The organism is Eikenella corrodens, assembly GCF_003990355.1.
Classification (GTDB): Bacteria; Pseudomonadota; Gammaproteobacteria; order Burkholderiales; family Neisseriaceae; genus Eikenella; species Eikenella corrodens_B.
The window spans coordinates 1,542,743-1,565,921 of sequence record NZ_CP034670.1 but is presented as its reverse complement, the minus strand read 5'-3'; the positions used below and the strand labels follow the sequence as shown (position 1 = coordinate 1,565,921).

Genomic DNA, 23,179 nt, shown 5'->3' with positions numbered 1-23,179 from the left:
ACCTGAAAAGCAGCGGCGGCAAAAAGCGGGGCGGGCAATCCGGCTGCCCGCCCCGCTTTGCTGATGTTCGGTATGTGCTTACCGGTCGGATGGGGTGTATTTGAACCCGGTCAGGCGTACCGTTTGCGGCTTGGCGTTTTTCCAGTCGCCTTCGTCGCTGTTCCACAGGTTGATGTGAACCTGCTGTTTGCCCGGAACGGGCACGCGCTCGGTGCGGCTGGCGGTGTACACCACCTTGCCTGTCGAACCGTCCAGGAAGGTCCAGTCGACGCGGTTTTTCGACCACCGCATCCGGACGATGCCTTTCCTCATGCTTTCCGGCCAGAAGTAATCCGGGCCGGTAACGCGGTTTTTGAATTCGTTGTCGGGATAGTAGGTTGCCTTGCTTTTCAGCAGGGTGTTGCCCCAGCGCGAAGTTTCGATGGCGTCGATTTCCTGATAGCCCGGGGTGTCTTCCAGCCAGTTGTATGTGAAGAAGCCGAATACGACGGAATTGTCGAACCGGCTCCAATCGCTTTCGAAGGCAAGCTCGTATTCCCCGTAGCCCATCGAATCAACAGAAATCAGCTCTGCCCCCACCGGCTCTCCCTTTGCGTTGTGGGAGATTTTCAAATCCAAGCCGTTGTCGTTTTTAACCACGTTGGCGAATGACCATTCATCATTAACCTGCGGCCCGCCGTCGCGCCAAGACGAATCGCGTACCACCCATTTGTAGCCGAACGCATCGATTTCGTACTGGCCGAAGTTGCTGGACGCAACGGGTTTGTACGGTGCTGGTGTCGGTGTTGGTGTTTCCTCCCGATCGGGCGTTTGAGGACGGGGGGGCGGTTGTGTCGGCCGGTTTTCGGTTTGAGGCTGCGACTGCTGCTGGGATGCCGGGGGGTTGTCCGGTTTCGGGGAGGAAGAACCCGCTTTGTCTTCCAAACAGGCAGAGAGCATCAAAGCGGCGGATAGCGCGACAATAATCTGTTTCATAGTTATAATTCCTTGTAAGTTAGTTAATTGGTGCCATTGCCGGTATGGCACTTCCCGCAAAACACGGCGAAGCTGCAAGCACTATTGAACTGCCCAACCACGCACAATGCGTCGTTTGTAACCTATGCAGGTTTACGGTTACAATCCGCCGTATTCAAGAATGCGCCGGATCGCTCACGATACGGCATTGAAATTGTATCGCGTGTTTGCAAAAACAATCAACTGGGGAGATATTGCTGAAGCCTGCACTCTCGGGTTTCAGGCAGCCTGAACCTTGGGTTGGGCAAGCGGGCTGAAATTCTGCCGCGTCGGCCGGCTTTGCATATTAGCCTTCCGACAAACCAAACCGGAATACCGTGTCTCTCCCAATTGGTATTCTTGATATCTTAACGGCGGCACATCGAAACACTACAGGCTCTGACAGACCTCTGTGTGATAATCCGGCAAAATGCCTTATTGCTAAAACTGCAGGTAGCACACCGGGTACAGCTACAACATTCGCGGTAACCAAACCAGACGACTCTATTTTTCTGTGAGTGACACTGCCTATGGTAATGCTAATAGGAGTACGGCAGAGAAGAATAGCACGAATAGTTTTAGTCCATTAGAGGCTATTGGTAATTATTGGTTTTCAAAAGGCAGTATATTACTTGAACACTCGCGCCGCGGTATGTAGCGGTTGTGGTAAGAACAGGCTACCTGAAAAATGGATGGGCAGATTAGGCAGCCTTCTTGAATGAATATGCAAAGGAATAACAATATGGCCTCAAACGCTTGGCTCTATTGGGCTTTAGCTTCGGCCTTTTTCGCGGCGCTCACGGCGATTTTTGCCAAACTGGGCTTGCAGGGCATCGATTCGGATTTCGCCACCTTTATCCGCACCTTGGTGATCATCGCGGCTTTGGCAGCGTTTCTGAGCTATACCGGCAAATGGCAGGGCGTGGGCGGTTTTTCGGGGAGCAACTGGGCGTTCCTGATTCTTTCCGGCCTGGCCACGGGGGCTTCTTGGCTGGCTTATTTCAAGGCTTTGCAGATGGGTGAGGCTTCCAAGGTGGCGCCGGTGGATAAATTCAGCATCGTGCTGGTGGCGCTGATGGCGGTGGTGTTCCTTAAAGAGCGGCCGGGGGCGCAGGAATGGCTGGGGATTGCGATGATTGCCGGCGGGGTGCTGGTGTTGGCGTTGAAGCGATAGGGGATTGGGCTGAAGGAAAGGCTACCTGAAAAATTTCAGGTAGCCTTTTGGGTAGTGGCGTGATGTGTTTCAGCAATCAGCCGCAGGCATCAGTGCAGGCCGGACTGTTTGAGCTGTTCGTAGCCGCCGCGGTTTTGCACCTTGGTGTAGCCCATGCTTTCCAATACTTGTTTGGCGGTTTCGGCACGGCGGCCGCTGCGGCAGTAGAGGTTGACGGGGGTGTTTTTATTGGGAACGTGGGCGGTAATCTGTTGGCCGATTTGGTCGTGCGGAATGTTTTTGGCGTTTTCCAGATGGCCTGCGGCATATTCTTCGGGCGTGCGCACGTCGATCCACACGGCTTCTTGGCGGGCGGGGGCGTGGCGCGGCCGGCTTTGCTGCTGGGCAGGCTTGCGGCTGTGCTGGCCGTGGGCGGAAGCGGCAACGGGCAGGGCGGCCAACAGGGCGATGGCGGCTAGAGAGAGGGTTTTCTTCATGACGTACCTTTCTTGATGGAGGGGGAGTTTTTCAGGTAGCCTGTTATTCAATAAAGGCTACCTGAAAACCAGGTTTAGGCTTCGCGGGCGTCTTCCACGGCTTCGAGGGCGCGCAGGGAGTAGGTGTAGGCGGCACCGGCGTTGAGGGAGATGGCGGTGGCGAGCGCACCGGCCACTTCGCTCTCGGTGGCACCGGCTTTCACAGCGGCTTGGGCATGCACGGAAATGCAGCTTTCGCAGCGGGTGGTAACGGCCACGGCCAGGGCGATGAGTTCGCGGGTTTTGGCATCCAGCGCTTCGGCTGCGGCGGCGCTTTCGAGTGCGGCGTAACCGGCCAGCATTTTGGGGTGGTTTTTGCCGAGCTTGGCAAATGATTGTTTAACGTGGGCGGCGTGTTTTTTCCAATCTAAAAACATGGTGTTCTCCTAACAAATAAACTGAAATAAAATTTGAACGGACGGCTTTTGCCGAAACCGTTTGACGGGGCGTATGATGGCATAAGTTTTAGGGCAGGGATTGACTGATCGTCTCATTTTTTTGACTGCGCGCTATGGCCGGAGCAATTATAGTGGATTAAATTTAAATCAGGACAAGGCGGCGAGCCGCAGACAGTACACACGTTACGGCAAGGCGAGGCAACGCTGTACTGGTTTTTGTTAATTCACTATATTTTCTGGCATGGCGGTAAGGCAAGACTGCAGGAGGCGGAGTGTTTTGGCGACATATTCCCCGCCGAACAATCTGGGAGAATGGAAATGGATGTGTTGGACAAATTAATTTATCTGGCGCGGCTGCGCGGTCGGATTGATGTGTGCTGCCGGCTGGGCGGCGGGTTTCATTTGGAACACAAAACCGAGCCGGAAACGGCGCGGCTGCATTGGGTGGTGTCGGGCGGCGGCTGGCTGCGGGCGGGCAGCGGGCCGGCGGTGGCGCTGCACGCGGGCGATGCGGTGCTGCTGCCCTACGATACGGCACACAGCATTGCCGACAGTTTGGAGGGTTTGGCGCAACCGGCAGGCAAGCCGCAGCTTCACGAAGGCGGTGTGTTGGCGGTGAAAGACTGCGGTGGCAACCGCTTGCAGCTTTTGTGCGGCCAATACCGCTACACGCGCCATGCGGCACTGTGGCTGGGCATGCCGGAATGCTTGCTGCTGCCGCTGCCGGAAATGCGGCAAACGGCAGCGATGATGCTGGATGAGGCGGAACGGCTGCGTTACGGCAGCGGCACGGTGGTGAATGCGCTTTCGCAGGTGATGCTGGTGGCGGTGTTGCGGCGCTACCGGCAGCAGAGCAGCGATCCTTCTTTTTTATCGCAGCTGGAAGACCCGCGCCTCAGCGGGCTGTTGCAGGCGGTGTTGCTCGCGCCGCAGGAAGATTGGTCGATTGCGCGGATGGCGGAAATGGCCAAACTCTCGCGGGCGCAGCTGATGCGTTTGTTTAAATCGGTAATCGGAGAAAGCCCGCACCGCTTTGTGCTGTCGATCCGCCTGCAGCAGGCGGCGGTGCAGCTGGCGGCAAGTGCGGATACGATTTTGCGCATTGCGCTGGAAAACGGCTTTGTGTCGGAATCGCATTTCAACCGAGCGTTTAAGCAGTATTTCGGGCAAACGCCGAAGCAATATCGCGTGCAACAGTTGGAAGAGGCAGAAAAGGCTGTGGTTTGAGCATAGTGTTTTAATGGATGAAGGCTACCTGAAAACATGCGCCGTGTCCGCTGTGTTTTCAGGTAGCCTTTTGCTGCCTATGGCGGTATCTGGTTTTACCCATTCAAGATAAAAGGCTACCTGAAAAATTTAGCTTCGCAGAAACTTCACTGCGTTACGTTTTCAGGTAGCCTTTGCTTACTCTCTAAACTGCTCTTTGTATTACTGCTTTTTGAAGTCTTTCAAAGTGCCGTCTGCATTGAAATCGGCAGAGTATTTGGCGCGCGGGGTTTCGATGGTGGAAGTGATCCAGCGGCGGGTTTGGTTCGGCACCCAAAGTTGGAAGCTGACGAAATCCAGTTGGGTTTCAGCGGCTTCCACTTCCTTGGCTTTCTCGCCCCAGGTTTTGGCAATGGTGGCCACGGTGGCGAATTTGATGTCTTTCAGCGGGGTTACGTTGTCTTTCATGTCGCCGCCGCCGGAGATTTGTACCGGCTGCGGTTCGCTCCATTTGCCGTCTTCATAGGTGTAGTGGTCGATATTATCCGGTTTTTCCGGGTCTTGGATGTCGATTTCAATGCGCGGACGGCTGCTGCCATAGAATTGAACGTTTTGGAATACATTCAATTCCTTGCCGGAGAACTGCGGCAGGGCTTTGAGAGAATCTTCCGCTGCCTGCAAAGCTTGGGCGTTGCTCAGGAAGTTATCCATAGAAGCAGCTTCCTGTTGGCTGCCGCTTTCAGCCTGCTGGCTGGCTTCCTGGCTTTGCGAAGCTTGCTGCTGCTGCTGCTGTGCCGGGGCTTGTTCATTCCCGCCTTTGCCGCCACAGGCGGAAAGGCCGAGTACGGCGGCCACGCACAACAACCAAAGTGTTTGTTTGGACTTCATAAATCATTCCTTCTTTTAAGGTTGGTTCGGATAAGGCAGCATTGCTGCCGGGCGGTATTGTAAAGAAGACTGCTGTGTTTTTCAAAATCATAGCCGATAAGGCACGTTCTTCGCCCAACTTCTGGTTTCTCCAAACCGTATACAACGATTGATTTGTTGTTCCTCCGCATCCTATCTCTAAACTAATACCTTTTTACTATTGAAAATAATTCTCAAATTAAATAATATAAGAATGTTCTTAACGTTTATTTTCAATATAACTATAAAAAATAAGGAATAAACCTTATTCATCGTATATTTTGGTTACCAATATTTATAGTATGCTAACAAATGAAGCCGCAAGTCTTTCGCCCCAGCGCATTGGTGTTGCTGCTGGCCGCCGCCTTTGCCCACATGCAGGCTGCCGCCGATACTTCCGCCGAGCTCGAAACCATCGAAATCAAAGCCCGCAGCCGCGACCAGCGAGGGGCGGACGACGTGTACCGCAAAAACGTTTCCAGCGTCTACGCCGGCCGCGAATACCTCGAACGCTACCGCACGGATGCCGCCGGCGACGTGTTCAAAGGCTTAAACGGCGTGTACAACATGAACACCCGCAACGCCGGCAGCGCGATTACGCCCAATATCCGCGGCATCAGCGGCAAAGGCCGCATCCCCGTTACCATCGACGGTACGGAGCAGACCGTGGACGTGTGGATGAACAACTACGGCATCGCCGACCGCAATTATGTCGATCCCGCCCTGTTCCGCAGCATCACGGTGGAAAAAGGCCCGGCCATGACGCGCGGCGTGAAGTCCGGCGTGGGCGGCGCGGTGTCCATCCGCACCATCGAGCCTGCCGACATCATCACCGAAGGCAAAAGCTGGGGCGTGGAAGTGAAAACCGAGTTTTCCAACAACACCGCCAAGCCGCTGCAAAACCTGAACGACTACCTGGGCAAAGACTACCGCACCCTGCCCGGCAACCCCACCGCCGACGGCGCATCGGGCACGTTAGGCGGCAACGTACCTTTTGCCGGGCTCAATTTCTACGGCACGGATGCCGACAAACCGCGCCAAAGCAGCCGCTTTGCCGAATTTAAGAACGACCGCAACCTTTTGTTTTCCGCCGCCTTCAAAACCGACCTTTCAGACGGCCTTATTGCCTACAGCGACCGCCGCAAAGGCACTTATTTCAGCGGCAAACGCGGCGCATCGGGCTACCTGAATAATGCTATTTACGACAGCGAAGACCCGCGCGCCGACCGCTCCGACGCCCTGATTCCCGACATGGCCGACCTCTACCGCCCCGGCGAACAAGTGCCCAACAGCAACGTTTCCAGCCGCAGCCTGCTTATAAAAAACAACTGGTATCTGCCGCACGACCAGCAAATCAACCTGCACTACATGGACACCAAAATCCGCTTCGGCGAGATGAACCCCTTCATCAACAACCTGCTGCTGGGCTTGGGCAGCCAATACAATATGCAGCGCAAGCGTTACGACATCGCCCCCGTGCAAGGCATCGATTCCGACATCCGCAGCCGCACCTACAAGCTCGGCTACCAATGGCAGCCCGAAGGCAGCCGCTGGATCGACCTCAAAGCCGACATCTGGCGCGTGCACACCAGCAGCACCCGCCACCAAAGCGGCGGCCCCGACTTGGCCGTGCCATACGGCGACAACAAATACGATGCCTGGGCGCGCTGCTTCCGCCACAACCTCCAGCCCGACCCCGCACGCGGCATCGCCAGCTGCCAAGAGCTGATAGACGAAGGCTACGACCGCAACACCCCGCCCAACGACCCGCCCGTTATCGACGGCGCAAACACCGTATTCTCCGGCGCGGTGCAAACCACCAAAGCCACCCGCACCGGCTTCAACATCAGCAACCGCATGCGCCTGAACGACCGATTCAGCCTCACTCTCTCCGCCCGCCACCAATACGAAAAGCTGGACGAAAGCAGCGAAGTGGCAAAAAACGACCAAGACTTCTTCGGCGTGATGGATGCCGTAACCGCGCTCACCAAGCTCACCGGTCCGCGCTCCGGGCGGCGCAAAGAATGGGGCGCGCAACTGAGTTTCGACTGGCGGCCGACCGAACGCCTGAAAATCGAAGGCGGCATCCGCTACGACCGCTTCTGGGCGTTTGACGACCTGCTCGCCCGCGCCCGCGCCAGCCGCAACCCCGCCTATTCCGTTACCCAAAATGCCGACGGCGGCAACGTCATCAGCGGCATTGCCCTGCCGTATTTGCAACTGATGACGCAGGAAGAAATCGATGCCTACCGCCGCGCCAGAGCCGAAATCGACGCTGATCCGGGCAACTTCGAAACCATCTACCGCAACTTCGAACAACGCTACGGCTTCTTCCCCGACGAGAGCCTGTCGCGCCACGACCAAAACGGCAACACCGGCTATGTGGACGGCAACGGCCAATACCAGGCTTTCGATGAAAGCCGCACCGTACTCTACCGCCCGGTGCGCCCCAAAATCGTGGAATACGGCAATCGCAAATTCCACGGCCCCGCCTTTGAAAACGGCCTGTTCGACCAGCGCGTAAGCAACCCGCAGGGCAGGCAGGGCAGCTACTACCGCTACCTGCGCGTGAGCCGCGGCGCCCGCTTCGAATATCATCCCAATGACGACAGCTATCCGTTTGATTACGGCTATGAAGCCAGCCAATATCAGGAAAACGCCAACGACGATAATTCGCCCGACTACCGCACCCGCCGCAACGACCTGGCCAGCACCGACCTGCCCGACGAAGCCCGCCACATCCATACCCCGATAACGGGCGACGCCAACTACCCGCCGGTAAAACGCCTCAACGGCTCGGCCTGGTCGCCCATGCTCGCCCTCAGTTACGACCTCACCGACAACAGCCGCCTGCACCTGCGCTGGGCGCAGATGACGCGCTTCCCCAGCATCTACGAAGCCACCAATATGAGCTTCGGCGCAGTGTATTTGGAAGCCATGCTGCCCTCGTTCGACCTCAAGCCCGAACGCAGCACCAACTGGGAAATCGGCTACAGCTACAACTTCGCCCCGCTGTGGAGCAGGCTGCGCGAAGGCGACGTGCGCCTCACCTATTTCTCCAACACCATCAAAAACGTCATCGACACCGCCGCCAACAAAGACCTCATCCAATACGACCGCAAAATCACCCAAGGCATCGAACTGCAAAGCCGCCTCGATTTCGGCCGCTTCTTCATGTCGCTCGGCGGCACCTACCGTTTAAAACAAGAAACCTGCGACGAAAACCTCTCCTTCGCCTACGATATGTACTACAACAGCGTGCCCGCCTGCATCGAAGGCGGCATCGGCGCAACTAGGTTCTACCAATCCATCCAGCCCAAATACTCCATTAATTTAGACTTGGGCGTGCGCCTCTTCGGCGAAAAACTCGAGCTCGGCATCCGCGGCATCCACCACAGCCGCCGCGATAGCAAACAGCACGACCAGCTCATCGAACAAGGCATGGGCCGCCTGCTCAAAACCACCGGCCAAGCCTACCACTGGCGCGCCTCCACCATTTGGGATGCCTACGCCCGCTACCGCATCGGCAACAAACTCAGCCTCAACCTCGGCGTGAACAACCTCACCAACCGCTACTACCTCGACCCCATGAGCAACGTCCCCACCCCCGGCCCCGACCGCACCATAACCCTCGGCCTCAAAGCCCGGTTTTAAAGATAGAAGCCTGGTTTTAAGAATAGGGGCTACCTGAAAACCCGGCGTAAAAGGCTACCTGAAAACCCGTATTTCGGTTTTCAGGTAGCCCATACCGCCTACTTGTGTAGTGTGTAGGGTGCGTGCCACAGGCACGCACGCTGTTGTTTGTCATTCCAAACCGCGCGTACCGTACAAATCCTATACAGCCTGCAAAGGCTACCTGAAAATCCTGCATAAAAGGCTACCTGAAACCCGTATTCCCATTTTTCAGGTAGCCTCATAGGCTTCAGCGGCAGGGTGGGTGTTTATTGCCCACGTGGCAATGAAGAAAGGGCTACCTGAAACGCAACCAATCGGTTTCAGGCAGCCCATACCGCCTGCTTGTGTCGTGTGCAGCGTGCGTGCCACGGGCACGCACCCTGTTGTTTGCCATTCCAAACCGTGCATACCGCACAAACCCTACACAGCCCGCAAAGGCTACCTGAAAACCCGTATTTTCATTTTTCAGGTAGCCTGTGTTGCAGATTGGCGTTGCCACGCCGATAGCTGGCAAACAATGTCAAGCTTCGGCCGCTGATTGACACACGGCATAGCAAAAGGCTACCTGAAAACCGGTTTCAGGTAGCCTTTCCCCTATTTGCTAGAACCACAGACTGATTAAAGCCAAAATAGGCAGCCCGCCTTGCTTGAGCAGGATACTTTTATTTGAGGTGAACGCGCCGTAGGCAGCCACGACGATGCAGTTGAGCAGCAGCAGGGCGGCGGTTTCTTTTGCTTGGGCAGCGAACAGGGCGGAGTAGGCAAGCATGAGGGCGATGCAGCCGTTGTAGATGCCTTGGTTGCACATCAATACGTTGAAGCGCGGCTCGGAGAGTTGCTCTTGGCTGAGCTTGAATACGCGGGCGGTGGCGGGGGAAGTGGTGGCGAAGGTTTCGAGGTATATGATGTAGCCGAACAGGGCGGCAGTGAGTAAAACGAGGATTTGCGAGAGGATAAACATATTTTCCTTAACTACGTATGATGATGTGGTTTTCTTTTAATTTGAATGAATTAAGGTAATATGGAATCGAGCAGCAGGCCGCCGCCGAAAAGTAGGTTGATAGCCAAAGCAAGGCGCACGATGTGTGGTAGTTCGCGCCCGGCGGCGGCGGGGCTGGCTGCGGTTTGCAGGCGGTGCAGGTGGGTGATGGCCAGCGGCAGCGCGGTCAGCCAGAAAAGGCTGCTGGGGATTAGCGGGGCGAGGGCGGCGTAGCAGGCGAGGGCGGCGGCGAGGAGGAGGCGGTGCAGGGTTTTGCTGCGCTCAAAGCCCAGCCGGGTGGCGGGGGTAGTTTTGCCAGATTGGCGATCGCTTTCGATGTCGCGCATATTGTTGATGTGCAGCACGGCGGCGGCGAGCAGGCCGCAGCCGGCGGCGGGCAGCCAGCCTTCTGGCGGGCAGCTGCCTTGTTGCAGGTAGGCACTGCCCTGCACGCCGAGCAGGCCGAAGAACAGGAATACGCTGATTTCGCCCAGCCCGTGGTAGCCATAGGCGTGGCGGCCGAGGGTGTAGGTGAGGGCGGCGGCGAGGGCGAGGCTGCCTAAGAGCAGGAAGGCGAGCCATTGCTGCGGGTGGTGCAAGCTGAGGGCGATGAGTGTGCTGCCGAGGAGCAGGGCGGCCAATACGCTGGCGGCGAGGAGACGGCGGATGTGTGGGAGGGAAATTTGGCCGCCGGCGGTGAGGCGCTGGGGCGCATCGGGGGCGCGGTGTCGGTCGGTGCCGCGTATGCCGTCGCCGTAATCGTTGGCAATATTGGAAACGATTTGCAGGGCCAGCGCGGTGAGCAGGCTGAGCAGGAACACGCTGCCGCGCCAGCTTGCGGGGTTGCCGTGCCAAGCGATGGCGTTGCCGCAGCAGACGGCGGCAATGGCCAGCGGCAGGGTGCGCGGGCGAATGAGGCGGAATAGGGCGTGCATGGCGGGAGTGGTTTGGAGGCTACCTGAAAAATTCAATCGGCAGTTTCAGGTAGCCTGATACGGAAAACGGGCATGATACCCGATTCTGCGCTATCGGGCTGGGGCTTGCGCTTTTGGCTTGTGTTGGGTCAAGCCGGAGGGCGCGCAAATTGTCGGGCAGCTTCAAGTGTTTTCGGCTAGAATATGCAGTTTGGTTTCGGCACGGCTTGCTGCGTTGCCGCCCCTGTTTTAACTTCGCTGAAGCTCCGCTTTTTCAGGTAGCCCGTATCGGCCAAGCCGATGCTTTTACCTGCCATCACGACCGCTTACTTTTTTGCCAGAATATGAACAATATCCGCAATTTCTCCATCATCGCCCATATTGACCACGGTAAATCCACGCTCGCCGACCGCTTCATCCAACACTGCGGCGGCTTGGAAAACCGCGAAATGAGTTCGCAGGTTTTGGACAGCATGGACATCGAAAAAGAGCGCGGCATCACGATTAAGGCGCAAACCGCCGCGCTGAACTACAAAGCCAGAAACGGCGAAACCTACCTGCTGAACCTGATTGACACCCCGGGACACGTCGATTTTTCCTACGAAGTGTCGCGCAGTCTGTCCGCCTGCGAAGGCGCGCTCTTGGTGGTGGACGCATCGCAAGGCGTGGAAGCGCAAACCGTGGCCAACTGCTACACGGCGATTGATTTGGGCGTGGAAGTCGTGCCCGTTCTGAACAAAATCGACTTGCCCGCCGCCGACCCCGACCGCGTGGCGCAGGAAATTGAAGACATCGTCGGCATCGACGCGGTGGGCGCGGTAACCTGCTCGGCCAAATCCGGGCTGGGCGTGGAAGACGTGCTGGAAGAAATCGTAGCGAAAATTCCCGCGCCGGAAGGCGACGAAAACGCGCCGCTGCAAGCCGTGATTATCGATTCGTGGTTCGACAACTATGTCGGCGTGGTAATGCTGATTCGCGTGAAAAACGGCCGGCTGAAACTGAAAGACAAAGTGCGCTTTATGTCCACCAAGGCCGAAAGCCAAGTGGAGCAGCTTGGTGTGTTTACGCCGAAATCGGTGAACAGGCAAGAGCTTAAAGCGGGCGAGGTAGGCTTTTTGATTACCGGCGTGAAAGAGCTCGGCCAAGCCAAAGTAGGCGATACGGTTACTTTGGTCGCCAATCCCGCTTCCGAGCCGCTGCCCGGCTTCAAAGAAGTGCAAAGCCAGGTGTTTGCCGGCCTGTATCCCGTGGAAAGCCACGATTACGAAGCCCTGCGCGACGCGCTGGAAAAACTGCAACTCAATGATGCTTCATTAAAATTCGAGCCGGAAGTGTCTCAAGCGCTCGGTTTCGGCTTCCGCTGCGGCTTCCTTGGCCTCTTGCACTTGGAAATCGTGCAGGAACGCCTGGAGCGCGAATTCGACATGGATTTGATTACCACCGCGCCGACCGTGGTGTATGAAGTGATTCTGAAAAACGGCGAACATATCGAAGTGGAAAATCCGTCCAAACTGCCGGATTTGGCCACGGTGGAATCTATTTTGGAGCCGATTATCACCGCTACTATCCTGGTGCCGCAGGAATACGTGGGCAATGTGATGACGCTGTGCAACCAAAAACGTGGAGTGCAAATCAATATGCAGTATCTCGGCCGCCAGGTGATGCTCACTTATGATTTGCCGATGAACGAAGTGGTGATGGACTTTTTCGACAAGCTCAAATCCACTTCGCGCGGCTATGCCTCGCTGGACTACCATTTCAAAGAATTCCGCGCCGCCAATTTGGTGAAACTAGATATTATGGTGAACGGCGACAAAGTGGACGCGCTCAGCCTGATTGTGCACCGCCAAAACGCTGTGCAGCGGGGCCGCGAGCTGGCGGCGAAAATGCGCGAACTGATTCCGCGCCAAATGTTCGATATCGCCGTGCAGGCCGCTATCGGCAGCCAGATTATCGCTCGCGAAAATGTGAAGGCGCTGCGCAAAAACGTATTGGCGAAATGTTACGGCGGCGACATCACGCGTAAGAAAAAACTGCTGGAAAAACAAAAAGCCGGTAAGAAACGCATGAAACAAGTGGGCAATGTGGAAATCCCGCAGAGCGCGTTTTTGGCGATTTTGCAGGTGGGCGATAAGTAGCCGCATTCGGGCTACCTGAAAAACGGGATGGCTATGGAAACCCACATCCAAGATTTCGCAAACGGCAGCAATTTCTCCTCTCCTTGGGAATTGCAGGTGCGGGATGAGAAAGATGCCAAAGCCAATATTGAAAGCCATATGGCTTATAAGCGCGGCTGTTTGTGAATTCACAGCATGGTTTTCAGGTAGCCTGAAATCGGGAGTGTGCTTATGGGAAAAATTCGAATTAAGAAACTTCCGCCTGAGCCGCCGGTGAGCCATTATAAGCTGCGCTGGGTGTATTCGTTTTTTGCATTGACCGCGCCGGTATGGATACCGATACTTTTCGGAAACGTGCCAATGTCGAATGAAATGGCAAGAAATGTTGGACATATAGGAATGGTGTTAATGCTTATTTTGCCATTAAGCCCTATATGGGTATGGGATAAGAGGCGAATCCGGATTTATTTGATTATCCTATTTTGTGCCTTACCTTTTCTTGCTATTGGTGCATTTATTTTTGGCTGGTGGGCGACGGTTGTTCATTTTGGACCGTAAATTAAAGAAAGAACCTTTTAATATGTTGCTGTGCAAAGAGTTAATTTTTAGGTTAGACGACCTTGATATAGAGGCTACCTGAAAGCTATCAGTTTAAACAATAAAAGCATTTCAGAAATATATTCAAAATGGAAAACAAAGGTATCGACATTTTAGTCCGCTGCGTGGCCACGCTGGCGGTGTGGACGGCGCACGGTTTGGCTTGGATTATTTTGGCCGTGCTGCATATGGACGGCTGGCAGCCGTGCGATAGTGCGGCCAAGTTGGCGTTTTATACGCTGATGGCGGTCAGCCTGCTGGTGTTCACTGTTTTTTGCTGGCGCCCGGCCAAAACTTTGCGCACGCTTTGGGCGCGGCTGCTGATTGCGGTGGTGTTGGTGGCGTGGGTGCTGTTTGTGTGGCTGCTGCCGCATGGTGCGGCAGGCTATGCGGGCGGATAAGGCACGGGTGTGGCCGACGCTTCTTCGCGGTTTTTGATTTTCAGGTAGCCTGAAACTGATCGAACTTATTTCAAACGGGAAAATATAAAAGTGGAACAATCCAATACAATCCTTTATGCTGCCATCGCCGCTGTGGTGGCCGGCATCGTGCTGTTTGCCGTGAGCGGTAAAACGCGGCAGGAAAACGGCGAATGGAGCGGCGGCCTGCAATGGGGCTACCTTCTGATGATGGTGGGCTCGTTCGGCCTTTTGGCTAAACTGATGAGCCTCACGGCGGTTTTGCTGCTGCTGGTGCTGTTTACCGGCGCGGTGTGGCTGTGGGCGCGCGCGGCACGCAAGCAGCGTATGCGGCAGGCCGACAATGCAGAAGAAGCCGCGCAAGACGACAATCATTTCCGCGATTATATGGGCAGCTTCTTTCCGCTGATTTTGGTGGTGTTCTTGCTGCGCACTTTTGTGGCCGAGCCGTTTCAGATCCCTTCCAGCTCGATGCGGCCGGGGCTGGTGAAGGGCGACTTTGTGCTGGTGAACAAGTTTAGCTACGGCATCCGCGTGCCGGTGTTGAACAATGTGTTGATTCCGGTGGGGCAGGTGCAGCGCGGCGATGTGGTGGTGTTCAATTATCCGGTGGAGCCGGACACCAACTACATCAAGCGCATTGTCGGCCTGCCGGGCGATGTGGTGGAATACCGCGATAAGGTGCTGACGGTAAACGGTAAAACCGAGCAGGATAATTTGGTGGGCAGCTACCAATATCCCGATGATTACAAACCGGAACGGATTTTGGAATCCTCCCGCTTTTCCGCCGATTGGGAAGGCCGCCATTTCGAGGTGTTGAAAAATGAAAACGCGCCCACGGTTTCCATCCCTTACTTGGCCGAATCCGCCGATGATGCTGCCAAAAAAGGCTACCAAAGCGGTTTGCGCGAAAATTGCGAATACGAGGCAGACGGCAGTGGTTTTAAATGCACCGTACCGGCGGGCAAGTATTTCGCCATGGGCGACAACCGCGACAGCAGCGCCGATTCGCGCTACTGGGGCTTTGTAGACGACAAGCTGATTGTGGGTAAAGCATTTTTCGTGTGGATGAATGTGGGCGACAGATCGCGTATCGGCAACACCATCCGCTAACGGAAAAAGCAAACCGGCCAAAACGGCCGGTTTTTTGTTGCTTATGGGAAGGAAGGGCTACCTGAAATTCGGTTTATAGTGAATTATAGTGAATTAAAATAAGAATGCTACAGCGTTGGCTCGCCTTGCCGTATTGCTCATACTGTCTGCGGCTCGCTGCCTTGTCCTGATTTTTGTTAATCCACTATAAAGAAACCCAAGGATTACTTTATTCCGTTGGCGTTTAAGTTTTCAGGTAGCCTTTCTCTTGCAGCCCAGGAAAAGGTTTGAAGCTATTCCGGGTGCATCAGCGCCTGGATTTCAGCCAGGGAAATATCGGGCACGGCGCCGTGGCGGGTAACGTTGAGCGCACCGATGGCGCAGGCGAAGGCCAGGGTGTCTTCGGGGCTGGCGCCGGAGAGCATTTGGAACAGGAAACCGGCAAGGAAGCTGTCGCCTGCGCCCACGGAATCGGCCATACTCACGCGGAAGCCGTGGTGGGCGAGGATTTTGCCGTGTCGGAAATATACCGCGCCGTGCTGGCCGAGGGTGATGCAGATGTGGGCGGTGTCGGTGTGGCCGGCGAGGTAGCGCAGGTTTTGTTCGAGGCTGTGGTAGGGCGAGCCGAAGGCGGCGGAGAGTTCGTAGAGCTCGTCGTCGTTGAGTTTGATGAGGTCGGCATGGCGCATGAGGCTGAGTACGCGTTCGGGCTCGTAATGTGGCTTGCGCAGGTTGACATCGAGCACGCGGAAGCGGGCGGCGGGCAGGATTTGCTCCAACGCGGCGCGGGATACGGGATCGCGCCCGGAGAGGCTGCCGTATACGAGCACGTCGGATTCGGCCACGCGCGAGAGCGCTGCGTCGGTTGCGCAGATTTTATCCCAGGCGCAGGGGTAGACGATGTCGTAGCTGGCGCTGCCGTCGGGCTTGAGCAGCACTTTCACCAGGCTGGTGGCGTGTTCTTCATCGGTTTGCACCAAATCGGCGGCCACGTTGCGCGCGGCAATCTGGCGCAGCAGCTCTTCGCCGTCGGCATCGCGGCCGCGGCGGCTGATGATGCTGCAGTCCGCGCCGAACGAAGCCAGGCGCACCAAAACATTGAGCGGCGCGCCGCCGAGGGCTTTGCCGCCGGGGAAGTCGTCCCACAATACTTCGCCGAAGCTGCTGATTTTCATGATTGCTTTCTAAGGTTGGAGGGTTGGGGGAGGCTACCTGAAAAATGGTTGGGATGTTTTCAGGTAGCCTCAAGCATTTTACTGCTTTGCCTATTGAAGCTGCCGGTCGGCTTTACGGCACATGCGATTGTTGGCCGGGTCGGCTTGGGCTGGCAGGTGAATAGGGGCAGCACTAAGTGCGGGAATAGGCGGGTTGGTTTCTTTATTTGTTTGCCAAGGGGTAGGTTCGGGGCTCAACATAGCTTTCTTGTGCGGCATTATAGTGGATGAGAAAGGTTTGGTTACGGTAGCGTTTGAAGCCGTCGAAGCCGGATACGGTCAGTTGCAGCGGGTAGAAGCCTGCGGTGGGGCGGGCGTGGGGCATGATGCGGAAGGAGGCGGATAGTTTGTGCCATTCGCCACGGCATTTTTGGCGTTCGGCGGGAGTGTTGGGTTGGCCGGTATCACGGTTGGTTCTGCAATTGTCTAAAATATAACCGTTGTTTGTCTTGGTTGTGATGCGGCTTTCGCTGACTTTGCCTGCGCCGTTATGGGTAAAGATAAGGATTTCCGAGCTGGCATAACCGTGGCTTAGGTAGGACATAGGCGTCATAAAACCCCAACGCGCTCTGCCGAATTGGCGGAATGACCAATATTTGGCTTCGGGCGCAACACCATAAGTTCCGATTTCGATATAGGGTTTGGCGGCCAGCAGCTGCCAGCCGCCGCGTACCTGTTTCAGCACAAATATACCGGCCAAGCCGGATTGAACCCGGCCACCGGTGCTTTCCCCCTTGCCGAAGTCGAATCTGTCGCCGGTATACAGCAGATACATCAGCCTGCCCTGTGCGGTTTGGCGGATTTCACGTTTGGTTTGGCGCATGCAGAATTCGCCGCCGTAGTCGGCGTTGTATCCCAGTTCTGCATCTGATGGGCTGGCTCGGAAGCAGCGATGTTGCTGCGAATAGTTCCGGTAGTGGCGTTGTACGATTTGCTCGGGTGTTTGTGCGCGGGGCATGGCTGACGCGGTGTGCGCGTGGCTGGCGGCGGAGCTAAGGAGCAGGGCAAGGAGGAGTAGTTTCTTCATGATGCGAAGGATTACGCTAATTTGAGAAGGAAAGGGCTTCAGGCAGCCTGACGAATCAGGGGCTACCTGAAAATAATGTCTTGGCGCGGCAAGGCTGATTTTCTGCCAAGCTAAAAAACTATTTATCGCTTTTTCAGGTAGCCTTTATGTGCTTTACACATTAAACAAGAAGTGCATCACATCGCCGTCCTGCACCACGTATTCCTTGCCTTCCACGCGCATTTTGCCGGCTTCTTTGGCTTTGGTTTCGCCGCCGAGTGAGACGAAATCTTCGTAGGCAATCACTTGGGCGCGGATGAAGCCGCGTTCGAAGTCGGTGTGGATGACGCCGGCGGCTTGCGGGGCGGTGTCACCTTTGTGGATGGTCCAAGCGCGGACTTCTTTCACGCCGGCAGTGAAGTAGGTTTGCAGGCCGAGCAAGTCGTAGCCCGCGCGGATGAGGCGGTTCAGGCCGGGTTCTTCCAAGCCCATTTCGGCGAGAAACTCGGCTTTTTCGTCGTCTTCCAACTCGGCGATTTCGCTCTCCATCGCGGCGCAAACGGCCACGACGGGGGCGTTTTCTTTGGCGGCGAGTTCTTTCAGGCGGTCGAGGTGCGGGTTGTTTTCAAAGCCGTCTTCGGCCACGTTGCTGACATACATGGCGGGCTTGGCGGTGAGCAGGAACAGCGGTTTGAGCATGACGAGTTCTTCCGCGTCCAAACCGAAAGAGCGGACGGGTTTGCCTTCGTCGAGGTGCGGCAGGATTTTTTTGCACAGTTCCACCAATTTTTGCGCGTCTTTGTCGCCGGAGCGGGCGCGTTTTTCTTCGCGCACAACGGCTTTTCCCACGCTGGCGAGGTCGGCCAAAGCCAGTTCGGTGCCGATGGTTTCGATGTCGGCAATCGGATCGACTTTGCCGGAAACGTGGACGATGTTGTCGTCGTCGAAGCAGCGCACCACGTTGACGATGGCGTCGGTTTCGCGGATGTTGGCGAGGAACTGGTTGCCCAAGCCTTCACCTTTGCTCGCGCCGGCAACCAAGCCTGCAATGTCCACAAATTCCACAATCGCGGGCTGCATTTTTTGCGGATTGACGATTTTCGCCAGCTCCGCCATGCGCGGGTCGGGCACTTCGACGATGCCGACGTTGGGTTCGATGGTGCAGAAGGGATAGTTCGCCGCTTCGATGCCCGATTGGGTCAGCGCGTTGAAGAGGGTGGATTTGCCGACGTTGGGCAGGCCGACGATGCCGCATTTCATGCTCATGTGTGTTCCTTAAATGCCGTTAGATTAAAATCGGCGGATTTTAACATAGAAGGCTACCTGAAAGCTGCGGTTTGGGTTTTCAGGTAGCCTTTAAGCGGTTTGAGGTGGGCTGAAAATAGCCGCACGGGATGACGGCCGGGCAGAAACGCGGCTTCGGCTGCGGCGAAATATCGGGCCACTTCGTTGAAGCTGTGTTTTCAGGTAGCCTGCGTGGTGGGGCGGAAATAGGCAGTTTGCCCATAAGGCTGCTATAATGCCGCCCCTGTTTGGCCGGCGTGTTTGCCCGGCCGTATAGCCAAAGCGGTTATTTCTTCACGTAGCTAGGAAAGAGTAAGTGCTTTGGCATTATGCCGATAACCATACAAAGCCGCACATCACCATGCTTGGACACCTGCCTTATTTCCAGCAACACCTGCCTCGCGATTTGAGCCGCGTTAACGCGGTGATTGAGCGCGCGGTGCAATCGGAAGTGGCGCTGATTTCGCAAATCGGGCGCTACATCATCAGCGCCGGCGGCAAGCGGCTGCGGCCGGTGCTTACCATTCTTTCCGGCAAGGTGCTGGGTTACGATGAAGACCCGCTCTACGCACTGGCGGCGATGGTGGAATTCATCCACACTTCCACCCTGCTGCACGACGATGTGGTGGACGAAAGCGAGTTGCGGCGCGGCCGGAAAACGGCAAACAATATGTTCGGCAACGCTGCTGCCGTGTTGGTGGGCGATTTTCTCTACACCCGCGCCTTCCAGCTGATGGTGTCTTCAGGCAGCCTCAAGATTTTAGACGTGATGGCCGATGCCACCAACATCATCGCCGAGGGTGAAGTGTTGCAGCTGATGAATATCGGCAACACCAACATCACCGAAGCCGAATATGTGCAGGTAATCCAATACAAAACCGCCAAATTGTTTGAAGCCGCCGCACAAGTGGGCGCGATTTTGGCCGGCGCCACGCCCGAGCAGGAAACCGCGCTGAAAGACTACGGCCGCCACATCGGCACCGCCTTCCAGATTATTGATGATGTGTTGGATTATTCCGGCAACATTGAAGAAATCGGCAAAAACGTGGGCGATGATTTGGCCGAAGGCAAGCCGACCCTGCCGCTGATTTATCTGATGCAAAACGCCGAGCCGCCGGTGGCCGATGCCGTGCGCCATGCCTTGGAGCACGCCGACCGCAGCTATTTCGAGCAGATTCATGCCCATGTGGTGCAATCCGATGCGCTGGCCTATTGCGTGGGCGAGGCGCGCAAGGCGGTGGACGAGGCCTTATCCTGCCTGGCTGCATTGCCGGATAATGAAGTATCGCAGGCGATGCGGCAGCTTGCCGAAGAATCGCTGGCGCGTGTATCATAGCGGCCTTTTTTCGGGGATATATAATTGCATCTGAATGTTATCCCGCTGTTTTTGGTGCTGCTGATTTTGTTGGGTGTGCTCAGCAACAACCAATCCATCACCATCTCGGCCACTGTGTTGCTCCTGATGCAGCAAACCGTGCTGGCGCGCTATATCCCGCTGGCTGAACAATACGGCGTTCAGGCCGGCATTATTCTGCTCACCATCGGCGTGCTCAGCCCGCTGGTGTCAGGCAGAATCCAGTTTCCCGGTTTGGCCGGTTTGATGAGCTGGAAAATGCTGGCGGCAGTTTTGGTGGGCGTGTTGGTGGCCTGGCTGGCCGGGCGCGGTGTGCCGCTGATGAGCGAACAGCCGGTGTTGGTAACCGGCCTGCTGCTGGGCACGATTATCGGCGTGGCGTTTTTGGGCGGCATTCCGGTGGGGCCGCTGATTGCCGCGGGGATTTTGTCGCTTATTGTCGGAAAAGTTTGATTGGAAAGTTTGAGTATTTCTCGCCGTAGTTCAATGGATAGAACGTATGCCTCCTAAGCGTAAAATACAGGTTCGATTCCTGTCGGCGGGGCCATGATGAAAAGGCTACCTGAAATGTTTCAGGTAGCCTTTTCCTTGCCTGCCGTTGCAGGGAATGGGGATTAACCCGTATTGCGCAAGCCTTGTGCCACGCCGTTGATGGTGAGGTGGATCAGGTGGATGAGCTGCGGGTTGCCCGGATGCTGGCGCAAGCGGGCGAGCAGGGCTACCTGAAGCCAGTTGAGCGCGTTCAGATAGGGAATGCGTAGAGCCAGGGAGCGGGCGAGGCTGCGGTTGTCGGTGAGCAGATGGTCTTGCTCGATTAATTGCAGCAAGGCGCGGCGGCTGCGTTCGAACTCGCCTGCAATGCGCTCAAACATGGCTTGGGCGGCTTGCGGCTGGTCGGCCAGGCCGACGTAGGCGCGGGCGATGTCCAAATCCGCTTTGGCCATCACTTGCTCCATATTGGAGAGCATGGCTTGGAAGAAGGCGCTGTGCTGCACCATATGGCGCAGGTGCTCGAGATTGGCAGGGTTGTCGCGCAAGAGCTGTTCAACAGCACTGCCGAAGCCATACCAGGCAGGCAGCATCAGGCGGTTTTGAGTCCAGGAGAACACCCAGGGAATGGCGCGCAAATCCTGTATCCGCGCCAGGGTTTTGCGGCTGGCGGGGCGGCTGCCGATGTTGAGGCTGGCGATTTCGTTGATCGGGCTGGTTTGCAGGAAGTAGCCCACGAAATCGGGATGGGTGATGAGCTCGCGGTAGTAGGCGAAGGCGGCGTCGGAGAGCGACTGCATCAGCGCGGCATCGGGCTCTTCGGTGCGGTGCGGCAGCAGGCTGGCTTCCAGTGCGGCGGCCACCAAGGTTTCGAGGTTACGCTCGGCATTGTCGGCATCGGCATATTTGGCGGTGATGACTTCGCCCTGCTCGGTGATGCGGATTTGCCCGGCCACGCTGCCGGCGGGTTGTGCCAGCACGGCTTCGTAGGAGGGGCCGCCGCCGCGGCCCACGCTGCCGCCGCGCCCGTGGAACAGGCGCAGGCGCACTTGGTGTTTGGCAAACAGTTTCACCAAAGCCTGCTCGGCCTGATACAGCACCCATTGGCTGGTTACATAGCCGCCGTCTTTGTTGCTGTCGGAATAGCCGAGCATGATTTCCTGAATATTGCTGCGGCCGGCGAGCAGGTGGCGGTACCAAGGCAGGGAGAACAGATGATCCATCACGCCGATGCAGTTTTGCAGCGCTTCGATGGTTTCAAACAACGGCACGATATTGAGCCGGCTTTCAGGTAGCCCTTCGGCGTTCAGGCGCAGCAGGCCGGTTTCTTTCATAATCAAGGCCAAGGCAAGCATTTCGCTCACGTTTTCGGCATTGGAGATGATGCTTTGGCGGATGGCGTCTTCGCCGAATTGCGCTTTAATTTCGGCAGCGGCGCGGAAGATGGCCAGCTCGTGTTCGGTATCTTCGCTGTATTGGGCAAACGGGCTGTAGAGCGGGCGCGGGGACGACAGCTCGCGCAGCAGCACACGTTCGCGCTCGGCTTCGTTCAGTGCGGCGAAGTCTTCCAAGCCGGCGGCGGCAAAGAGCTCGGCCACCACATCAATATGCTTCTGGGCGTGTTGGCGCAAATCCAGCGGCATCAGATAAAAGCGGAACACGGAAGCGGCGCGGATCAGGTCGGCCAAGCGGCCGTCGGCCAGCAGGCGGCTGCCGTTGGCGCATAGGGAAGCGTGCACGGTGTGCAAGTCGGCTAGAAATTCCTCTACCGTGTCATACGGTTCGAGCAGGCCGAACAGGCTGCCCAGTCCGCTGCCAAAACGGCGCGCAGTGGCCACGGTGCGGGCGAGGATGTAGGCCAAGGCGCGGCGGTAGGGCTCTTCTTCGCGGGCGCGTTCGGTGTCGGGCGATTTGGCCGACAAAGCCAGCACTTCTGGGCTTACGTTCACGCGCCGGATCGACATCGGCAGCTCTTCATACAGTTTGTAGAGCTGGCTGCGGTAGAAGCGGAACACGGCGCTGGCCTGCTGGGCGAAGGCGGTGCGCAGGGTGTCGGCGGAAACGAAAGGGTTGCCGTCACGGTCGCCGCCGATCCAGCCGCCGATGTGCAGCACATTGGGCAGGCGGGTGTGCGGAAAGGCTGCCTGAAGGGCGGTTTCCAGCTTGCGGTATACGCCGGGAACGGCGCTGAAGAAGCTGAGCGGGAAATACATGATGCCGTTGCTGATTTCGTCGGCCACCGTGATTTTGAAATGGCGGTTTTCATTGGTTTGCCAAAGCGTCCACAGCATGGTTTGCACCTGCTGCCGCAAACGCTCTTCGCTCTGCCCGGCCTGGTTGGCGCGTTGGTCGAGCAGGTTGCGGATTTGGCGGTGCAGGGTGAGGATGGTTTGGCGCTGCACTTCGGTGGGGTGCGCGGTGAGCACGGCGACCACTTCGGTGTGATCAAGCTGCTGCTGCAAGGCTTCGGCGCTTACGCCTTGCTGTTGCAGCAAATCAAGGGTGTGGCCGAAGGTGGATTTGGCGTTGTCGCGGGTTTGGCTGTGCGCTAAGCGGCGGCGCTGGTGGTGCGCGTCTTCGGCAATATTGAGGATTTGCGCAAACAGGCCGCAGGCACGGATGAGGTCTTCCAGTTGTTGGTCGTTGAGCTGCGGCAGGCTGCGCACCACCATGTCTTGCGGCGCTTCGCCGCCCAGCAGTGCGGCCACGGCTTCCTGCACGGGGCAGTCGGTTTGCGCGGCCAGCACGGTTTGCAGCGCGCCGGTGAGGAAGGCAACGTCGTCGAAGAGCGGCGCGTCTTTGTAGGGGGTGTGGCCGGAAGGTTCGGACATCATGGGGTATTCCTTT

20 protein-coding genes and 1 tRNA gene are annotated in these 23,179 nt (G+C 56.8%); 11 read left to right on the top strand and 10 right to left on the bottom strand.

The window, feature by feature from the left end; all coding sequences use genetic code 11:
- Positions 1-78 precede the first annotated feature (78 nt).
- Positions 79-975 carry a LamG domain-containing protein gene (locus ELB75_RS07880; RefSeq protein ID WP_126983458.1) on the bottom strand — a complete coding sequence of 299 codons (897 nt, stop codon included), beginning with the start codon at positions 973-975 and terminating at the stop codon, positions 79-81.
- A 760-nt stretch (positions 976-1,735) separates the two neighbouring features.
- Here ELB75_RS07880 and ELB75_RS07875 point away from each other — a divergent pair.
- On the top strand, positions 1,736-2,167 hold the full coding sequence (locus tag ELB75_RS07875; protein ID WP_126983457.1) for an EamA family transporter: 432 nt from the start codon (positions 1,736-1,738) through the stop codon (positions 2,165-2,167).
- 89 nt (positions 2,168-2,256) lie between these two features.
- Here the strand turns inward: ELB75_RS07875 and ELB75_RS07870 are convergent, their stop codons facing one another.
- Positions 2,257-2,643 (bottom strand): rhodanese-like domain-containing protein, encoded by a 387-nt coding sequence (locus tag ELB75_RS07870; protein WP_126983456.1) that lies wholly within the window; start codon positions 2,641-2,643, stop codon positions 2,257-2,259.
- Between the two features lie 74 nt (positions 2,644-2,717).
- Positions 2,718-3,059, bottom strand: a complete 342-nt coding sequence (locus ELB75_RS07865; RefSeq protein ID WP_064090811.1) for a carboxymuconolactone decarboxylase family protein — start codon at positions 3,057-3,059, stop codon at positions 2,718-2,720.
- Positions 3,060-3,404: 345 nt separating this feature from the next.
- Between ELB75_RS07865 and ELB75_RS07860 the strand changes: the two genes are divergently transcribed.
- Entirely contained in the window at positions 3,405-4,307 is a 903-nt protein-coding gene (locus ELB75_RS07860; RefSeq protein ID WP_164726850.1) for an AraC family transcriptional regulator, read from the top strand.
- Between the two features lie 201 nt (positions 4,308-4,508).
- Here ELB75_RS07860 and ELB75_RS07855 read toward each other — a convergent pair whose 3' ends face one another.
- On the bottom strand, positions 4,509-5,174 hold the full coding sequence (locus tag ELB75_RS07855; RefSeq protein ID WP_126983454.1) for a hypothetical protein: 666 nt from the start codon (positions 5,172-5,174) through the stop codon (positions 4,509-4,511).
- Between the two features lie 330 nt (positions 5,175-5,504).
- Between ELB75_RS07855 and ELB75_RS07850 the strand changes: the two genes are divergently transcribed.
- A complete protein-coding gene (locus tag ELB75_RS07850) occupies positions 5,505-8,846 on the top strand; it encodes a TonB-dependent receptor domain-containing protein (protein WP_126983453.1) in 3,342 nt (1,113 codons plus the stop codon).
- A gap of 622 nt (positions 8,847-9,468) precedes the next feature.
- On the opposite strand, the gene ELB75_RS07845 is transcribed toward ELB75_RS07850, so the two are convergent.
- Together ELB75_RS07845 and menA are read right to left on the bottom strand one after the other, a co-directional pair.
- The gene (locus ELB75_RS07845) at positions 9,469-9,828 is read right to left on the bottom strand and encodes a DUF1304 domain-containing protein (protein WP_126983452.1); all 360 of its coding nucleotides are present in this window, start codon (positions 9,826-9,828) and stop codon (positions 9,469-9,471) included.
- Between the two features lie 50 nt (positions 9,829-9,878).
- Positions 9,879-10,817: a 1,4-dihydroxy-2-naphthoate octaprenyltransferase gene (gene menA / locus ELB75_RS07840; RefSeq protein WP_241236054.1), complete on the bottom strand. Its 939-nt coding sequence runs from the start codon at positions 10,815-10,817 to the stop codon at positions 9,879-9,881.
- Positions 10,818-11,104: 287 nt separating this feature from the next.
- Between menA and lepA the strand changes: the two genes are divergently transcribed.
- The 5 genes from lepA (at position 11,105) to lepB (ending at position 15,006) form a co-directional block, all read left to right on the top strand.
- Positions 11,105-12,898 carry a translation elongation factor 4 gene (gene lepA / locus ELB75_RS07835; protein ID WP_126983450.1) on the top strand — a complete coding sequence of 598 codons (1,794 nt, stop codon included), beginning with the start codon at positions 11,105-11,107 and terminating at the stop codon, positions 12,896-12,898.
- Between the two features lie 27 nt (positions 12,899-12,925).
- On the top strand, positions 12,926-13,063 hold the full coding sequence (locus tag ELB75_RS12505; RefSeq protein WP_164726746.1) for a hypothetical protein: 138 nt from the start codon (positions 12,926-12,928) through the stop codon (positions 13,061-13,063).
- A gap of 45 nt (positions 13,064-13,108) precedes the next feature.
- Entirely contained in the window at positions 13,109-13,435 is a 327-nt protein-coding gene (locus ELB75_RS07830; protein ID WP_126983449.1) for a hypothetical protein, read from the top strand.
- Positions 13,436-13,563: 128 nt separating this feature from the next.
- Positions 13,564-13,875 (top strand): hypothetical protein, encoded by a 312-nt coding sequence (locus ELB75_RS07825; RefSeq protein ID WP_126983448.1) that lies wholly within the window; start codon positions 13,564-13,566, stop codon positions 13,873-13,875.
- Positions 13,876-13,965: 90 nt separating this feature from the next.
- The gene (lepB, locus tag ELB75_RS07820) at positions 13,966-15,006 is read left to right on the top strand and encodes a signal peptidase I (RefSeq protein ID WP_126983447.1); all 1,041 of its coding nucleotides are present in this window, start codon (positions 13,966-13,968) and stop codon (positions 15,004-15,006) included.
- A 272-nt stretch (positions 15,007-15,278) separates the two neighbouring features.
- On the opposite strand, the gene ELB75_RS07815 is transcribed toward lepB, so the two are convergent.
- The 3 genes from ELB75_RS07815 to ychF all read right to left on the bottom strand — a co-directional run bounded on the left by ELB75_RS07815 (position 15,279) and on the right by ychF (position 18,471).
- The gene (locus ELB75_RS07815; RefSeq protein WP_126983446.1) at positions 15,279-16,160 is read right to left on the bottom strand and encodes a carbohydrate kinase family protein; all 882 of its coding nucleotides are present in this window, start codon (positions 16,158-16,160) and stop codon (positions 15,279-15,281) included.
- Positions 16,161-16,362: 202 nt separating this feature from the next.
- A complete protein-coding gene (locus ELB75_RS07810) occupies positions 16,363-17,226 on the bottom strand; it encodes a hypothetical protein (RefSeq protein ID WP_241236053.1) in 864 nt (287 codons plus the stop codon).
- A 153-nt stretch (positions 17,227-17,379) separates the two neighbouring features.
- Positions 17,380-18,471, bottom strand: coding sequence for a redox-regulated ATPase YchF (ychF, locus tag ELB75_RS07805; protein WP_126983445.1), 1,092 nt, complete (start codon positions 18,469-18,471; stop codon positions 17,380-17,382).
- Between the two features lie 379 nt (positions 18,472-18,850).
- Here ychF and ELB75_RS07800 point away from each other — a divergent pair, with 379 nt between their 5' ends.
- From ELB75_RS07800 to ELB75_RS07790, 3 genes are all read left to right on the top strand, one after another.
- On the top strand, positions 18,851-19,825 hold the full coding sequence (locus tag ELB75_RS07800; protein ID WP_126984246.1) for a polyprenyl synthetase family protein: 975 nt from the start codon (positions 18,851-18,853) through the stop codon (positions 19,823-19,825).
- A gap of 24 nt (positions 19,826-19,849) precedes the next feature.
- Positions 19,850-20,296 (top strand): DUF441 domain-containing protein, encoded by a 447-nt coding sequence (locus tag ELB75_RS07795; RefSeq protein WP_126983444.1) that lies wholly within the window; start codon positions 19,850-19,852, stop codon positions 20,294-20,296.
- 19 nt (positions 20,297-20,315) lie between these two features.
- Positions 20,316-20,390 (top strand) — tRNA-Arg (locus ELB75_RS07790).
- A 67-nt stretch (positions 20,391-20,457) separates the two neighbouring features.
- On the opposite strand, the gene ppc is transcribed toward ELB75_RS07790, so the two are convergent.
- On the bottom strand, positions 20,458-23,166 hold the full coding sequence (ppc, locus tag ELB75_RS07785; RefSeq protein ID WP_126983443.1) for a phosphoenolpyruvate carboxylase: 2,709 nt from the start codon (positions 23,164-23,166) through the stop codon (positions 20,458-20,460).
- Positions 23,167-23,179 lie beyond the last annotated feature (13 nt).